Origin of the sequence: Amycolatopsis methanolica 239, from assembly GCF_000739085.1 — a bacterium.
Classification (GTDB): Bacteria; Actinomycetota; Actinomycetes; order Mycobacteriales; family Pseudonocardiaceae; genus Amycolatopsis_E; species Amycolatopsis_E methanolica.
Map to the genome: position 1 here is coordinate 5940466 of NZ_CP009110.1, position 15052 is coordinate 5955517.

A 15052-nucleotide genomic window follows, 5' to 3' on the forward strand; every position below is an offset into this window, starting at 1 on the left:
AACCAGACATCGGGGGCGGGGGTGGTCGAAGGTGACCTTTCAAGCGCCGTGAGGCGCTGTTTCCGCCCGCAGGGTGGGCTCTTCGCCGTGTCAGGCGGCGGCTCTAAAGATCAAAAGAGTCCTCGCCGTACTGGCAGGCGACGGGCTACCTTTGGTTCAAAGACTGGCGCTAGGCGCCGGTGTAGAGCAGGGTGTTGGGGCTGTTCGTTCCTGCGCTCGTGACTTTGCCCGTCGTGGCCGCTGCCACCAGAGCGTCTCGCACCTGTTGGGGCGTCGCGGAGGTGTGGGTTGCCAGGTAGAGCGCTGCGGCTCCGGCGACGTGGGGCGTTGCCATCGAGGTGCCGCTGATGGTGTTCGTGGCGCTCGTGCTGCCGATCCAGTCCGACTTGATGCTGCTGCCGGGCGCGAAGATGTCCAGGCAGCTCCCGTAGTTCGAGTAGCTCGCCCGTGCGTCCGTGCTCGTCGTGGCTCCGACAGTGATCGCCGCCGGGACGCGGGACGGGGACGAGCTGCAGGCGTTCGCGTTGCTGTTGCCCGCCGCGACCGCGTACGTCACGCCCGCCGCGATCGACGCCTTCACCGCGTTGTCCACGGCCGTCGACACGCCGCCGCCGAGGCTCATGTTCGCCACCGCCGGCTTCACCGCGTTCTGCGTGACCCACTCGATGCCGGCGATCACCTGGTCGTAGGTGCCCGAACCCTCGCAGTCGAGCACCCGCACGGCGGTCAACCGCACCCCCTTCGCCACACCGTATGCCGAACCACCGACAGTTCCGGCGACGTGCGTGCCGTGGCCGTTGCAGTCGCTGGCGTTCGAGTCACCGTCGACGAAGTCGTAGCCGGACGTCGCACGGCCGCCGAAGTCGCTGTGCGTCAGGTTGATGCCGGTGTCGATGATGTAGGCGTGCACGTTCGACGCGGTGGTCGAGTAGTTGTATGCCTGGTTAAGCGGCAGGTTGCGCTGGTCGACGCGGTCCAGGCCCCACGACGGCGGGTTGGTCTGCGTGGCGGTGATCGTGACGCGCCGGTTCTGCTCCACGAACGCCACCGACGGATCGGCCGCGACCCGCTTCGCCTGCGACTCGCTCATCGACGCCGAATAGCCGTGCAGCGCACGCGAGAACGTCTGACGCACGTTGCCGCCTAGCTTGCCGGTCACCTCGCTGACCAGCGAAGACACCGGTGACGACGAGTCTTTGAACACCACAATGTAGCTGCCGGAGATCGCGCCGGGCGCATCCGCGCCGACGATCGATCCCTCCTGGGCGGAAGCCGGGGCGGTGAACCCGACGGTCGCGACCGCCGCGGCCGCGAGCGCCACACCGGCTGATCTGGCCTTGCTGAGCAGGGACTTGGACATGAGTCCTCCTTGGCAGGGCCGGCGCGATGAGCTGGGGAATCGCCCACCGCACCGCAAGGGGTGAGACTTTTTCACGGTAGGACCGCGTCACCGCCCCGCGGAAGGACTGGCACCCGGGTGGCTCCCGGCGAAAGTAGGGCGGACCAGCCGCCCGGTCTGGATCAGTCCGCTGTCGTGGCGCCCTCGATCACGTCCAGCACCTGCCGCGCCGTCACCGCCCCCACGGCCTTCCCCGTCTCGTCCACCACGACCCCCAGCCCGGCCGGCGACGACAACGCCGCGTCCAGCGCGCCCCGCACCGACGTGCCGCGCCGGTAGAGCGAACCACCGGCGACCAGGTCCGACTCGGCCAGCCCGCCGTCCACACTGGACCCGGGAGCCAGCCAGCCACGCGGCTGCCCGGAATCGTTCACCGCGAGCAGCCACTCCGCCGTCGGACCGGAGACGTTGTCGCCCAACGGAACCGTGGCCACCGAACACACTTCCACGCCCGTCGAGTCCACAAAAGACAGTCCACGGTAGCCCCGGTCGCGTCCCACGAAGGACGCCACGAAGTCGTCCACCGGGTGCCGCAGCACGTCGGCCGGCGTGCCGTACTGCGCCAACCGCCCGCCGACGCGCATCACGGCCACCTTGTCGCCCAGCCGCACGGCCTCGTCGATGTCGTGGGTGACGAACACGATCGTCTTGCCCAGCTGCGACTGCAGCCGCAGCAACTCGTCCTGCAAGCCCTCCCGCACGATCGGGTCGACGGCCGAGAACGGCTCATCCATCAGCAGCACCGGCGCGTCCGCCGCCAGCGCCCTGGCGACCCCGACCCGCTGACGCTGACCACCGGACAGCTGCGCCGGATAACGCTTCCCCAGCTCCGCGGGCAGACCGACGATATCCAGCAGCTCGGCCGCGCGGTCACGTGCCTTGCGCTTGCCCCACCCGGACAACACGGGCACGGTGGCGACGTTGTCCAGCACCGTCCGGTGCGGGAACAGCCCGGCGTTCTGGATCACGTACCCGATGCCGCGCCGCAGCACCGGCGGGTCCTGCTCGCGGATGTCCTTGCCGTCGAGCAGCACCCGGCCCGAGGTCGGCTCCACCATGCGGTTGATCATCCGCAGCGACGTCGTCTTCCCGCAGCCCGACGGCCCGACGAACACCGTGATGGTGCCGTCCTCGACCGTCAGGCTCAGGTCGTCGACGGCGAGCGTGCCGTCCGGGTAGCGCTTGGTCACGCCGTCGAACTCGATCAACACGCCCTCCCAGCGAAAAGCCTTCCCGGAGACGCGCCCAGCGCCTCCGGGAAGGTCCAGCTTAGCCGGTGACGCCGTCCTCGATCGCCGCCTTCGCCACGGCGGCGGCGACCTCGGGGGCGACGCGCGGGTCGAGCGGGCTCGGCACGATGCGGTCCGCCCCCAGGTCGTCCTGCGCGACGGCGACGATCGCCTCGGCGGCCGCCAGCTTCATGTTCTCGGTGATCGCCCGCGCGCCGGCGTCCAGCGCGCCCCGGAACACGCCGGGGAAGGCGAGCACGTTGTTGATCTGGTTCGGGAAGTCGCTGCGCCCGGTCGCCACGATCGCCGCGTACTTGGCGGCCTCGTGCGGGTGGACCTCCGGGTCCGGGTTGGACAACGCGAACACGATCGGGTCATCGGCCATGTCGGCCAGCAACTCCGGCTCGATGGTGGACCCGGACAGCCCGAGGTACACGTCCGCGCCGCGCAGCGCCTCGGCCAGGCCACCGCGCAGACCGGCCTTGTTGGTGGTCTGGGCCAGCTTCTCCTTGACCGGGTTCAGCCCGTCCCGGCCGGAGTGGATGATGCCGCGCGAGTCCAGCACCGTGACGTCGGCGACACCGGCCTCCTGCAGGATCTTCGCGCACGCGACACCCGCGGCGCCGGCGCCGGAGACGACCACCCGCTGCTGCTTGATGTCCCGGTCGAGCACCAGGTTCGCGCCGCGCAGCGCGGCCAGCGTCACGATCGCCGTGCCGTGCTGGTCGTCGTGCATGACCGGGCAGTCCAGCGCCTCCTTGAGCTTGTCCTCAAGCTCGAAGCAGCGCGGCGCGGAGATGTCCTCCAGGTTGACGGCGCCGTACGACGGGCGCAACCGCACCAGCGTCTCGACGATCTCGTCGACGTCCTTGGTGTCCAGCACCAGCGGGATCGAGTCCAGCCCGCCGAAGGTCTTGAAGAGCACCGACTTGCCCTCCATGACGGGCAGCGACGCGCTCGCGCCGATGTCGCCCAGCCCCAGCACCGCGGTGCCGTCGCTGACGACCACCACCAGCCGGTGCGCCCATGTGTACCGCTGGGCCAGCTCGGCGTTCTCGGCGATGGCGCGGCTCGCCTTGGCCACCCCCGGCGTGTAGGCGATCGAAAGGTCGCGCGGCTGCGAGATCGGGCGCGTGGCCGCCACCGAGAGCTTGCCGCCCTCGTGACCGCGGAAGATCTCGTCGTCGGTCACCGGCGAAAAGTCGGTTCCCGTCGGCGGCACTGCCTCGGCCGCCGTGCTCTTGCTGACCTCGTCGTTCATCGATGTCCCTGCCCTCGTATCAGAGGTCTGAGCGTAGGTCATGGAAATGAATCCCTCCCGGGACCGTGTGCGGGGACACTGCCCCATCCCCCAGTGGCGTGGTTGATCTCGCAGCTCGGTAGCCCGGGCGCGGTGGCGCCGGCAGCCGGCTCGGCGTCCGTCTCGGCCGTGCGAAGCCCTTGGTGAGGCGACGGCCGCGAACGCGGCGGTCCCCCTAGTGTTGCAGGCTCCGCACCGGTTGTGATGCCGAGGTGCGGTTGATGTCACAAAAAGGGGAGGTCAACGGGGTTCTAGCAAGACGTCCGTCCGGCTTGGGAGGCCCCCGCTACTGTTGCCGCATGGAGGTTCGCCAGCTCGCCGTCCCCGACGCCTACGAGTTCACGCCGCGTTCGTTCCCGGATCACCGCGGCCTTTTCGTCGCACCGTTCCAGGAGGCGGCGCTCGTCGAGGCGATCGGGCACCCGCTGCACGTGGCGCAGACGAACCACAGTGTGTCCCGGCGGGGGACGATCCGGGGAGTGCATTTCGCCGACACGCCGCCCGGCCAGGCGAAGTACGTCTACTGCCCGCGTGGCGCGCTGCTCGACGTCGTGGTGGACCTGCGGGTCGGCTCGCCCACGTTCGGCACCTGGGACGCGGTGCGGCTCGATTCGGTGGACTACCGCGCGGTCTACATCGCCGAGGGCCTCGGGCACGCGTTCGTCGCGCTGGAGGACGACACGGTGATGGCCTACCTCTGCTCCACCGGGTACAACCCATCGGGGGAACACGGGATCACCCCACTGGACCCCGAACTGGGCCTGCCCTGGCCGTCGGACCTCGCGCCGATCCTGTCCGAAAAGGACGAAGCGGCCCCGGCTCTCGCCGAGGCCGCCGCCGCCGGGCTGCTGCCGGTCTACGCCGACTGCGTCGCCCACTACGAAAAACTCCGCGCGGGCTAGAGCCTCATCCGACGACGTTCACACCCTCATCGTCCGCGTGCGCGCCGAACTCGGCGACGCGCACCTCCGCGATGCGCTCGTACCGGCTGATCCGGTCGGTCCACTCCGCGTCGACACCGAACGCCGCCTGCGCGAAGCCCACCCGCCGGACGGCCTCGGCCAGGCCTGGATCTCCAGGGGCCAGCAGCCGCACCGGCGCGTCGAGCGCCACGGTGTGCGGCGGCACGAAGTACTCGTCCGGCAGAACGGTGCGCGCATGGACGAGCGCGCCGACAGCGACGACCGAGCCGGCTCCCAACCGTGCGCGCTGCAGGACCGTCGCCGCGGTCGCCACGTAGACGCACCTGCCTGCCTCGCAACCCAGCAGCGTGGCGTGTGGTCCCACGAAGACGTGGTCGTCGAGAAGCACCGGCTGGTCGCCGGCGACCGCGGACCCGCGCAACACCGCGTTCTCGCAGATCACCGCCGCCTCCCCCACCTCGATCCGAGCCCCCTCGGCATCGAGCACCGCGCCGTACATGACCCGCGCCCTCGGCCCCACGCGAACATCGCCGACGAGTGTGGCCGTCGGGGCGATGTAGGCGGTGGGGTGGACCTGCGGTTCACACCCGCGGTGCCGGATGCGGATTCCCCGCGCTCGCACGATCACCACCGGATTCTCGGCCGACCGGCCGCGAGCGTGCTGGCGGATTTCGGACGTCTCGTTCGCCCGTCGGCTGATACGGCACTAGAAGTCCTCCGCCAGCACCCGCGCGATGTTGCGCTCGGCCAGCGCGGTGATCGTGACGAACGGGTTCACCCCCGTGCTGCCCGGGATCAGCGAGCCGTCCGTGACGTAGAGGTTGCGGTAGCCCTTCACGCGCCCGTACAGGTCGGTCGCCTTGCCCAGCACCAGGCCGCCCAGCGGGTGGTAGGTGAACCGGTTCTCGAACGCGCGAGTGTCGCCGAACAGGTCGTAGCGGTAGATCGTGCCGTTCGCCGAGTTGATCCGGTCGAACAGGCTCTTCGCCGCGTCGATCGACGGCTGGCCCTGTGCCACGTCCCACTGCAGGACTGCCTTGTCCGCGCCCGGGTCGTACTTGAACCACCCGCGCTCGGGGTTCTTCGTGATCGCCAGGTAGAGGCTCGCCCACGTCTCCAGCCCGGCGGGCACCGGCGCGATCTCGGCGAACACCGGGTTGACCGGGTCCTCCCACGCGTCGATGCCGAGCGCGGGCATGCCCGACTCGACGGCGCCGACCGGGTCCCACACGTGGTTGGCCCGGCCCAGCATGACGTTGCCGTTCGTGCCCCAGCCCTGCCCGACGTCCTCGCCGAGGTCCGGCAGCTTGCCGGTGTCGCGCGCCCGCACCAGCAGCTCGGTCGAGCCGAGGCTCCCCGCGCCGAGGAACAGGTACTTCGTCCCCAGCTGGCGCACGCCGAGCACGTTGCCCTCGGCGTCGATCTGCCGCACCGTCAGCGTGTACGTGCCGTCCTGCTGCTGGGCGATGTCGCGGACCTCGGTGAGCGTCTGGATGGTGACGTTGCCGGTGCCCAGCGCGGCGGCCAGGTAGCTCTTGTCCAGCGAGCGCTTGCCGTGGTTGTTGCCGTAGATGACCTCCGAGGCCAGCGCGGAGCGCGGCACCTCGCCTGCCTCTTCGCGGCGCATGTAGTCGAAGTCGTAGACGCTGGGCACGAACGTCGTCTTCAGCCCGGTCTTCTGCGCGTGCTTCCGCGAGACGCGCGCGAACTGGTAGGAGTCGCAGGTCTCGAACCAGTCTGGGTCGATGTTGTTCACGCCCAGCATGGAGTTCGCGAGCGGGTAGTACCTGCCGTACATCTCGTCGGCGTCGACCTCGGGCAGGATTTCCTCGAAGTACCAGCGCTTCGGGGTCACCGCCATCGCGCCGTTGACCAGCGAGCCGCCGCCGACACCGCGGCCGACGTAGACCGACATGTCGCCGAAGTGCACGCGGTCCAGCACACCGGCGTACGGGTCGACGTCGCGGTTGGCCAGGTCGAGCCACAGGAACGAGGCCAGCGGCGCCTCCGTGCGGTTCTTGAACCACGACGACCGGCGGTCCGGGCTGAGCATGTCCGAGAAGATCTTGCCGTCCTCGCCCGGCGTGTTCCACAGCTGGCCCATTTCGAGCATCAGCGTCGGGACGCCGGCCGCCCCGAGGCGCAGCGCCGTGACGGCCGCGCCGTATCCGGTGCCGACGACGACGGCCGGCGAGTAGTCGGTGGCCGCCGAGGCGGAGGTCCGGGTCGAGATCGTGGTCAGCCCGAGCGTGGTTGCGGAGCTGAGCGCGGTCAGGCCGAGGAACCGGCGTCGAGAGAGGGACATAACGCGAACCATATTCGGATCTGCCGCGCTTTGTAAACGGTGTTAATCCCTAGTGGGGCGACGCCAGGGTCGGCTCCGAGCTTTCCCCGATGGTGTCGTTTGCGCAGGTCGGACAGGATTTGGATCATGAAGATCGCGCTCGCCGCGGCCGCCGTCGCCGCACTCGCCCTGACGGCCACCAGCGCCATCCCCGCCCGCGCCGCGGACGACACGTTCGCGGCCTGCCCCGCCCTGCCCGCCGGCGCCGACCCGGGCCAGTGGCGCTGCGAGGTGCTCGACTCGACCGCCACCATGTCCTTCGGCGACGTCCAGGACCTCCCGCTGGGCCCGATGCGCCTGACCTTCGCCGAGGGGCAGCTGGACGGCCGGTACGCGCAGGTGTTCGGCGCGCTGAGGTCCGAGCCGGTCGCGGTGCCGGGGCTGCCGCGCGCCACGGTGCGGTTGGGCTACGGCGGCCACTCCGACTTCCAGTCCAACGACGAACGCAAGGGCGAGATCGACCTGGTCGCCGAGTTCGACGCGCCCTACCTGCCGCGCGACTGCGCGACCGGCGTCATCCACTCCGTCCTGCGGGCCGACGGGCCCACCGAGGTCGTCTCGACCGATCCGCTGACGCTGAAGTTCGCCACCCACGACCACGAGCTGGCCGTGCCCGCGACGGAGAACTGCGGCCCGCTGGGCCGGCTGGTCGACCACCGCCTCGGCCTGCCCGCCGCGTCCGGGACGAACTCCTACGCCCAGACCACGACGGTCCGCCTGCGCGACTACTGACGCTTCGGCGTCACCCAGATCGTGATGGTGGCGGTGACGACGGGCTTGCCCACCCGGTCGGAGATGACGACGGGCACCGGCAGTTCCACGCCCTCGGCGCCGAACTCCGGGATCTCCGGCAGCTCGGCGACCGCCCGCAGGCTCGTCTCCGCCTTCGCCACGTACCGCACGGTCATGCCCTTGGGCAGCCACCGGTGCGTGGCGGGCAGGGTCGACTCGGCCAGCATCCCCATCGCGATCTCCGCGAGGTTGCACGCCGCGATCGCGTGAAAGGTGCCGATGTGGTTGTGAACACCCCACCACTTCGGCGCGCGCACCGCGCAATAGCCGGGACGCAGCTCCTCCACGGTCGGCAGCACCGAGCCGAAATAGGGCACACGCAGGCAAATCGCGGTCGAGAACAGTCGTTTGCCGCCGGGCAGCGCGCTCAGCCGCCGCCACAGCGAGTAGGTCGAAACCACCGGCTCCTCCAATGTTACTGACCGGTAGCAAAGCAGACAGGTGGCTATATTCGCAAACGTGGACCACGAGCTCTTCCTCTTCCGCCACGGTCAGACCGAGTGGTCGGTGAACGGCAGGCACACCGGCCGCACCGACATCCCGCTGACCCCCGCCGGGGAGAACCAGGCGCGCGCCGCCGGCCTGACCCTGCAGACCCTGCGCAAGGGCCCCGCGCTGGTGCTGACCAGCCCGCGGCAGCGCGCGGTGCGCACGGCCGAGCTGGCCGGGCTGCCGATCGACGAGCAGACCGAGGACCTCGCGGAGTGGGACTACGGCGACTACGAGGGCGTCACCACGCCGGAGATCCGCAAGACCGTGCCCGGCTGGACCGTCTGGACGCACGAGATGCCCGGCGGCGAGACCGTCGAGCAGGTGACCGCCCGCGCGGACGCCCTGCTGGAGCGGGTGCGTGCGGCGCTGGCCGACACCGAGGTGATCCTCGTCGGCCACGGCCACTTCAGCCGGGTGCTGATCGCCCGCTGGATCGGGCTGCCCGCCACCGCCGGTGTCCACTTCGGACTGGACCCGGCCGGCGTGACGGTACTCGGCGACGAGCGCGGTGAGCCGAAGATCGAGCACCTCAACATCCCGCCGTCCTGACCGTAGCGATCCCGCACCGCACCGCGGTCAGCTCGCTTGAATCGAGGTCGACGAGGCCAGTCCGGCGCCATCCGCCTCGCTTAGCGTCGAGCCGTGAACTCCTTCGCTCGGGCGACCCACGTCGGCAGCCTCCTCCGTCCCCCGACGGCGAGTACCTGCGCACGGATTTCATGAGCAGGCTCACCGAGCACATGGACGGTTTCGCCGCGCAGGCGCCGTCGCTGGAATGGCGGTCCGGCGACCACGCCGAGGAGGACAGCAACATCCTCCGGCTCATCGGGGGCAGGCTCACCTACCGCGAACGGTTCACCGACCGCGAGGCCGCCTTCCTCGCCGCGCACGCGCCCGGCCCGTTCGAGGTCACCATCCCGGAGATCACGAACTTCGTGGTCGCCGACTGGAACCCGCGGGTCAGTGGTCCGCACTACCCCAGCCGCGCCGACATCGTCGACGACCTGGCGGCCGTCCTGCTGCAGGAGGCCGCGGCGCTCGCCGAGGACGGCGTCCGGCACGTCCAGATCGACGCGCCGTGCTTCATCGCCTTCGCCAATCCACGCATCCTCGGGCTCTTCGAGTCGGCGGGCCTCGACGCGCGGGACCTGCTGCGACGTTGCATCGAAGCCGATGCGGCCGTCGTCCGGCTGCTGCGCGACCGCGGCGTCGCCGTGGGCATGCACATCTGCCGCGGCAACTACCGCGGCCAGTGGTTCAACGAGGGCTCTTACGACGACATCGGGGCAGACGTGTTCGGCGGCATCCCGGTGGACCACTGGCCGCTGGAGTACGACTCCGAACGTGCGGGCACCTTCGAGCCGCTGCAGCACGTGCCGGACGGGGTGCGGGTCGTGCTGGGCCTGGTCAAGACGAAGACCGGTGCGCTGGAGGATCCCGACGAGCTCGCGCGCCGGGTGGACGAGGCCGCGCGGATCGTCCCGCTGGCGGATCTGGCGGTCAGCCCACAGTGCGGGTTCGCATCCGAGGTGCAGGGAAACCCGCTGGCTTGGGATGATCAGCGCCGGAAGCTGGACCTGACGGTTTCGGTGGCGCAGCGGGTCTGGGGCAGGGTCTGAGTCTGGCAGGATCGGGTGCAGCTCACCCGCCGAATCCTGGGAGTCCCCATGCCCGACAGCCGCATCCGCCGTATCCGCGAGTCCGATGTGGACGAAGTCGCGCAGCTGGTGCACGAACTGGCCGCCTATGAGAAGGCGCCGCAGGACTGCCACCTGACGGCCGACCGCCTGCGGGTGGCGCTGTTCGGCGACAGCCCGGCGGTGTTCGGGCACGTCGCCGAGCAGGACGGCGAGATCGTCGGGTTCGCGCTGTGGTTCCTGAACTTCTCCACGTGGCGCGGCGTGCACGGCATCTACCTGGAGGACCTGTTCGTCAAGTCCGAGCTGCGCGGGTCCGGGCTGGGCAAGGCGCTGCTGGCGACGCTCGCGAAAGAGTGCGTTGACCGCGGCTTCGCGCGGCTGGAGTGGTCGGTGCTGGACTGGAACCCGGCGACCGGCTTCTACAAATCGCTCGGCGCGACCCCGATGGACGAGTGGACCGTCTACCGTCTCACCGACACCGCCCTGGACAAGCTGGCGAAGCTCGCCTAGTCGTCCTCGCCGCGTTCCCGGCGGCGGCCGGCCATCCCACCGCGCTCGGCGGCCTCCTCCTCGGTCTCGCCCTCGTGCTGCCCGAGCGCCCAGGCCCGGGCGGGCTGGCGGAACAGCAGCACGATGATCGCCACCCCGAGGACGATGATCGGCACCCCGAACCCCGGCCGCCCGGACGGCCCGGCCATGTACCAGCCGACGCCGGCGGTGATGAGCGCCATCACCAGCCCCGGCGAGCGGGCCCAGGTGTGGCCGAACAGCAGCCCGATCGCGCAGCCGACTACGGCGAGCCCGAACAGCACGTAGAAGGCGCCCTCGGCGAGCACGCTGGTCAGCGGCATGGAGTCACCGGGCGAGGCGAACAGCAGGGCGCCGAACACCAGCAGGCCGATCCCCGGCAGGACGGTCAGCGCGCCGGCCACCCTGACCTCGCGCGGAGCGGGTGAAATCTTGTCGGCGAGCGCCATCGCGAAGGGCCTTCCACCAGCGGCTGAGCGGCACGTGTGACCGTGCGTGAACGCCATCGATACTAAGCCACCCGGTCGGCCGTTTTCGAACCGCGGCCAACCGCGCCAAGATCTGGGTGTCGTCGATGAGCCGGCGGACGCCCGGGGTGCACTTGTCACGACGAACGGACCGTGCCGAACGACGGGAGGTCAACCGGCAGTCTTTTCGCAGTGATGAGGTTCGCGCTGACGCTTGGGATGCGCCCGATTGGCCTACCCTGCGAGCATGCGCGCGATTCTGGTGGTCAACCCGCAGGCCACGTCCACGACGGCCGGCGGGCGGGACGTGCTCGCGCACGCGCTGGCCAGCCAGGTGAAGCTGGAGGTCGTGGAGACCGACTACCGCGGCCACGCGCTGGCGGTGGCCAGGGACGCCACCCGGGACGGGGTCGACCTGGTGGTCGCCCACGGCGGTGACGGCACGGTGAACGAGGTCGTCAACGGCCTGCTCGCCGACGGGCCTGGCGCGCCGGTGCCCGCGCTCGGCGTCGTGCCCGGCGGGTCGGCCAACGTGTTCGCGCGCGCCCTCGGTGTTTCCCGGGATCCGGTGGAGGCCACGCACCAGCTGCTGTCGGCCATCGAGTCGGGCCGCAGCCGCCGCGTCGGGCTGGGCCTGGCGGACGGGCGGTGGTTCACCTTCAACGCGGGCCTCGGCTGGGACGCCGACGTGGTCGCCACGGTCGCCGACCGGCGCGGGAAGCAGACCAACGCGCTGCTGTACATGCGGGCGGCGGTGACGTGCTACTTCCGCCCGCGGTCGCCCCGGTTGCCGCTCACCGTGCACGTGCCCGGCGAAGAGCCGGCCGAGGTGCGGATGGCGTTCGTGTCGAACACGGATCCGTGGAGCTACCTCGGCGAGCGGCCCGTCCACCTCAACACCGGCAGCTCCTTCGAGCGGGGTCTCGGGCTGTTCGCGCTGCGCAAGCTGTCGCTGCCGCTGGTGTTCCGGCACGTCCGCCAGGCGCTGCGGGCGGAGGCCGAGCACCGCGGGAAGGCGCTCGTGAAGTACGACGACCTGGCGAAACTCAGCGTGACGGCCGAGGAGCCGGTAAACTTCCAGGTCGACGGCGACCTGATCGGCCGTCGGACGCACGTGGACTTCACGAGCGTGCCCGACGTGCTGACCGTGCTGGCGTGAGTGATCGGTCCGGCGATCTGCAACTTGCCGTTCGTCGACGCACACGGTCCACTCACCGCATCGTCCTTCCCCCGCGAAGGCCGTTTCGGAGAGAAACCGCAGGTCAGCAGGGTCGCCTGACCAGGTGAGCTGACTCACCGATGTTGCGAAAACACTTGTCGAAAGCGGTGCTTCGTGAAAGCATTCACAAGCACCCCAAGAAACGATCCGCCATGACGACCTGTGGCGCAGCACGCTCTGCGCCCCGAGAAGGAGCTCACAGAAATGGACTGGCGCCACGACGCTGCCTGCCGCGACGAGGACCCCGAGCTGTTCTTCCCTGTCGGGAACAGCGGTCCCGCGCTGCTGCAGATCGCCGAGGCGAAAGCCGTATGCCACCGCTGCCCGGCAGCGTCCGAGTGCCTGGCCTGGGCCCTGGCCAGCGGCCAGGACTCCGGTGTCTGGGGCGGGATGAGCGAAGACGAGCGCCGTGCCCTGAAGCGCCGTCGTGCTCACATCGGCATGCGCACCGCCTGACCTCTCCACGCGCTGCGGCGTCGCTTAACGCGTCTCTTACGAGAGTACGCGGGACCTGACGCAGGGGCTCACACGCCCCCACTTAACGTTCGAAGGCCCGGCACCCACCTCCCGCGGGTGCCGGGCTTGAATGTCCTGAGCAGGGATTATTTGGCTTCGGCTGATCGCTGAGCGGGCGCCTCACGGTGCCCGGTGACGTTCCAACTTCGGCCCAGCTGCGGCTGCTGCCGGGCCGCCGCTCAGCCCCAACTGCTGCTTCCGCCTGGGAACCGCTGCCGCTTCGGCTCAGCCTCGGCTTCCGCCCCGCACCGGCACGGTTCTCGCCCCAGCCCAGCCCGGCTTTCGCCCCGGCCCAGCTCCCGCCTCGGCCCAGCGCTGGCTTCTGCTGCAGCCCGGCTGCCGCCACCTGCTCGGGCACCTCGCACCCGCGCGAGACGCCCACTCGCAAGGGCACCGTTGCCCCTCCCGCCTCGGCACCGTTGGCCCGCTCGCACCTTCCAAGCACCACTGGCCCACCCGCGAGGGCACGGTCGGGCACATCACGCAGGCGCCACTGGTCACCTCACGCGATGCGCACGACTGGCCCACTCACGCGGCCACGACTGGCCACCTCGCCCGGGCACGCCCGGCCATCTCACGCAAGCACGGCTGCCCCACCCGTGCCCACCCCACCGAGCGGCCCCAAGGCAGGGCCCCAAGAAACTACGGCCGCCGCCCGAGGGGAAGCCTCAGCGCGGCCTCCGTGCCGCGCGCCGCGCCGTCCCGCAGCTTCCGCAACGACAGTGAACCCCGGAGCTCGGACTCGACCAGGGTGCGCACGATCTGCAGCCCCAGCCCATCAGCCCGCTCCAGCGAGAACCCGGACGGCAACCCGCGGCCGTTGTCGCGGATCAGAACATCCAGCCAGCGCGCCGAGCGGCTCACCACGATCTCCACCTTGCCCGGCCGCCCATCCGGGAAAGCGTGCTCCACCGCGTTCTGCACCAGCTCCGCCAGCACCATCACGAGCGGCGTCGCGATCTCCGCGACCACGACCCCGAACGAGCCGGACCGGCTGATGCTCACCCGCGACTCGGCGGTCGCGACCTCGCCGACCATCGGCAGCACGTTGTCCAGCAGCTTGTCCAGGTCGACCCGCTCGTCGACCGACACCGACAGCGCCTCGTGCACCATCGCGATCGACGCGACCCGCCGCACGGACTCCGTCAGCGCCTGTCTCGCCTCGGCGTTCGAAGTGCGCCGCGACTGCAAGCGCAGCAACGCGGCCACCGTCTGCAGGTTGTTCTTGACCCGGTGGTGGATCTCCCGGATCGTCGCGTCCTTCGACAGCAGCGCGCGGTCCCGCCGCTTCACCTCGGTCACGTCCCGGCACAGCACCAGCGCCCCCGCCGGCTGCCCGTGCGGCCGCAGCGGCAACGCCCGGAACAACACGACCGCGCCGCGCCGCGACTCGGCCTCCGTGCGGCTGCCCGGCTTCCCGTCCAGAGCGTCCAGGATCCGGTGCGCGACCTCCGTCGCATCGAACGGGTCCCGGATCAGCGACCGCGTCAACGGCGCCAGCCGCGTCCCCACCAGGTCCGACTCGTGGCCCATCCGGTGGTACGCCGACAGACCGTTGGGGCTCGCGAACACCACGTTGCCGGCCGCGTCCAATCGGATCAGCCCGTCCCCCACCCGCGGGCTCGTGTGCACGTCCGTCTGGCTGTCCACATGCGGGAACGTGCCGTCGACGATCATCTGGCACAGGTCGCCCGCACTACCCAGGTAAGCCACCTCGAGCGGGCTCGGCACGCGTGGCGCGGCCAGGTTCGTCTCGCGGGACAGCACCGCGATCACGTTCGAGCCGAACGTGACCGGGATCGCCTCCCGGCGCATCGGCAGGTCGCGGTACCAGTGCGGGTCCTCCTCGCGGCAGATCCGGACCTCCCGGATCGCCCGCGCGAGCTGCGGGTGGTCCGCCACCGTGAACCGCGCGCCGACCACGTCCTCGGGGTGCGCGGTGGGCGCCGTGGTGGGGCGGGCCTGCGCGACGCACACGAAGTCGCCGCCCTGCTCATTGTGCTCCGGCGACACCGGCACCCACAGCAGGAAGTCGGCGAAGGACAGGTCGGCGAGCAGCTGCCACTCGGCCACCACGGCCTGGAGGTGGTCCGCCGCCTCGCCGGACAGGCCGGTGTTCTCGGCCAGCAGGTCGGAAAGTGTCGTCACGCTGGTACTCCTCCTCGGGGCAGCTCAAGTGAACCAGAGCGGGACCTTCCCAGCA

Annotated in this window: 14 protein-coding genes and 1 pseudogene; 7 read left to right on the forward strand and 8 right to left on the reverse strand. The window is 70.5% G+C overall.

Features of this window, described 5'->3' with window-relative positions:
* Positions 1–172: 172 nt before the first annotated feature.
* The 3 genes and pseudogenes from AMETH_RS28860 to AMETH_RS28870 all read right to left on the reverse strand — a co-directional run.
* A pseudogene (locus AMETH_RS28860) lies at positions 173–1360 on the reverse strand (S8 family peptidase); the annotation flags it as partial.
* Between the two features lie 161 nt (positions 1361–1521).
* Complete coding sequence (locus tag AMETH_RS28865; RefSeq protein ID WP_017984689.1) at positions 1522–2610, reverse strand: ABC transporter ATP-binding protein; 1089 nt, start codon at positions 2608–2610, stop codon at positions 1522–1524.
* Between the two features lie 58 nt (positions 2611–2668).
* Entirely contained in the window at positions 2669–3889 is a 1221-nt protein-coding gene (locus AMETH_RS28870) for an NAD(P)-dependent malic enzyme (RefSeq protein WP_017984690.1), read from the reverse strand.
* A gap of 338 nt (positions 3890–4227) precedes the next feature.
* On the opposite strand from AMETH_RS28870, the gene AMETH_RS28875 reads away from it, so the two are divergent.
* Complete coding sequence (locus AMETH_RS28875) at positions 4228–4830, forward strand: dTDP-4-dehydrorhamnose 3,5-epimerase family protein (RefSeq protein WP_017984691.1); 603 nt, start codon at positions 4228–4230, stop codon at positions 4828–4830.
* Between the two features lie 4 nt (positions 4831–4834).
* Here the strand turns inward: AMETH_RS28875 and AMETH_RS28880 are convergent, their stop codons facing one another.
* The gene (locus AMETH_RS28880; RefSeq protein WP_038533533.1) at positions 4835–5479 is read right to left on the reverse strand and encodes a gamma carbonic anhydrase family protein; all 645 of its coding nucleotides are present in this window, start codon (positions 5477–5479) and stop codon (positions 4835–4837) included.
* A gap of 78 nt (positions 5480–5557) precedes the next feature.
* Positions 5558–7156 carry a GMC oxidoreductase gene (locus tag AMETH_RS28885; protein ID WP_017984693.1) on the reverse strand — a complete coding sequence of 533 codons (1599 nt, stop codon included), beginning with the start codon at positions 7154–7156 and terminating at the stop codon, positions 5558–5560.
* A 126-nt stretch (positions 7157–7282) separates the two neighbouring features.
* Between AMETH_RS28885 and AMETH_RS28890 the strand changes: the two genes are divergently transcribed.
* Entirely contained in the window at positions 7283–7927 is a 645-nt protein-coding gene (locus AMETH_RS28890; protein WP_017984694.1) for a hypothetical protein, read from the forward strand.
* Here AMETH_RS28890 and AMETH_RS28895 read toward each other — a convergent pair.
* Positions 7921–8388 carry a hotdog fold domain-containing protein gene (locus AMETH_RS28895; RefSeq protein ID WP_017984695.1) on the reverse strand — a complete coding sequence of 156 codons (468 nt, stop codon included), beginning with the start codon at positions 8386–8388 and terminating at the stop codon, positions 7921–7923. The two genes, AMETH_RS28890 and AMETH_RS28895, sit on opposite strands and share 7 nt — an antisense overlap.
* Positions 8389–8446: 58 nt before the next feature.
* Here AMETH_RS28895 and AMETH_RS28900 point away from each other — a divergent pair, with 58 nt between their 5' ends.
* From AMETH_RS28900 to AMETH_RS28910, 3 genes are all read left to right on the forward strand, one after another.
* Positions 8447–9028, forward strand: coding sequence for an acid phosphatase (locus AMETH_RS28900; protein ID WP_017984696.1), 582 nt, complete (start codon positions 8447–8449; stop codon positions 9026–9028).
* Positions 9029–9198: 170 nt separating this feature from the next.
* The gene (locus tag AMETH_RS28905; RefSeq protein WP_017984697.1) at positions 9199–10098 is read left to right on the forward strand and encodes a uroporphyrinogen decarboxylase/cobalamine-independent methonine synthase family protein; all 900 of its coding nucleotides are present in this window, start codon (positions 9199–9201) and stop codon (positions 10096–10098) included.
* A 48-nt stretch (positions 10099–10146) separates the two neighbouring features.
* Positions 10147–10629 (forward strand): GNAT family N-acetyltransferase, encoded by a 483-nt coding sequence (locus AMETH_RS28910; protein WP_017984698.1) that lies wholly within the window; start codon positions 10147–10149, stop codon positions 10627–10629.
* Here the strand turns inward: AMETH_RS28910 and AMETH_RS28915 are convergent.
* Positions 10626–11096 (reverse strand): DUF7144 family membrane protein, encoded by a 471-nt coding sequence (locus AMETH_RS28915; RefSeq protein ID WP_017984699.1) that lies wholly within the window; start codon positions 11094–11096, stop codon positions 10626–10628. The genes AMETH_RS28910 and AMETH_RS28915 overlap by 4 nt on opposite strands.
* Before the next feature lie 265 nt (positions 11097–11361).
* Between AMETH_RS28915 and AMETH_RS28920 the strand changes: the two genes are divergently transcribed.
* Both AMETH_RS28920 and AMETH_RS28925 read left to right on the forward strand, forming a co-directional pair.
* Positions 11362–12273 carry a diacylglycerol/lipid kinase family protein gene (locus AMETH_RS28920; RefSeq protein WP_017984700.1) on the forward strand — a complete coding sequence of 304 codons (912 nt, stop codon included), beginning with the start codon at positions 11362–11364 and terminating at the stop codon, positions 12271–12273.
* A gap of 264 nt (positions 12274–12537) precedes the next feature.
* On the forward strand, positions 12538–12789 hold the full coding sequence (locus tag AMETH_RS28925) for a WhiB family transcriptional regulator (protein WP_026153466.1): 252 nt from the start codon (positions 12538–12540) through the stop codon (positions 12787–12789).
* A 702-nt stretch (positions 12790–13491) separates the two neighbouring features.
* Here the strand turns inward: AMETH_RS28925 and AMETH_RS28930 are convergent.
* Entirely contained in the window at positions 13492–14997 is a 1506-nt protein-coding gene (locus AMETH_RS28930) for a sensor histidine kinase (protein WP_017984702.1), read from the reverse strand.
* Between the last annotated feature and the right edge of the window lie 55 nt (positions 14998–15052).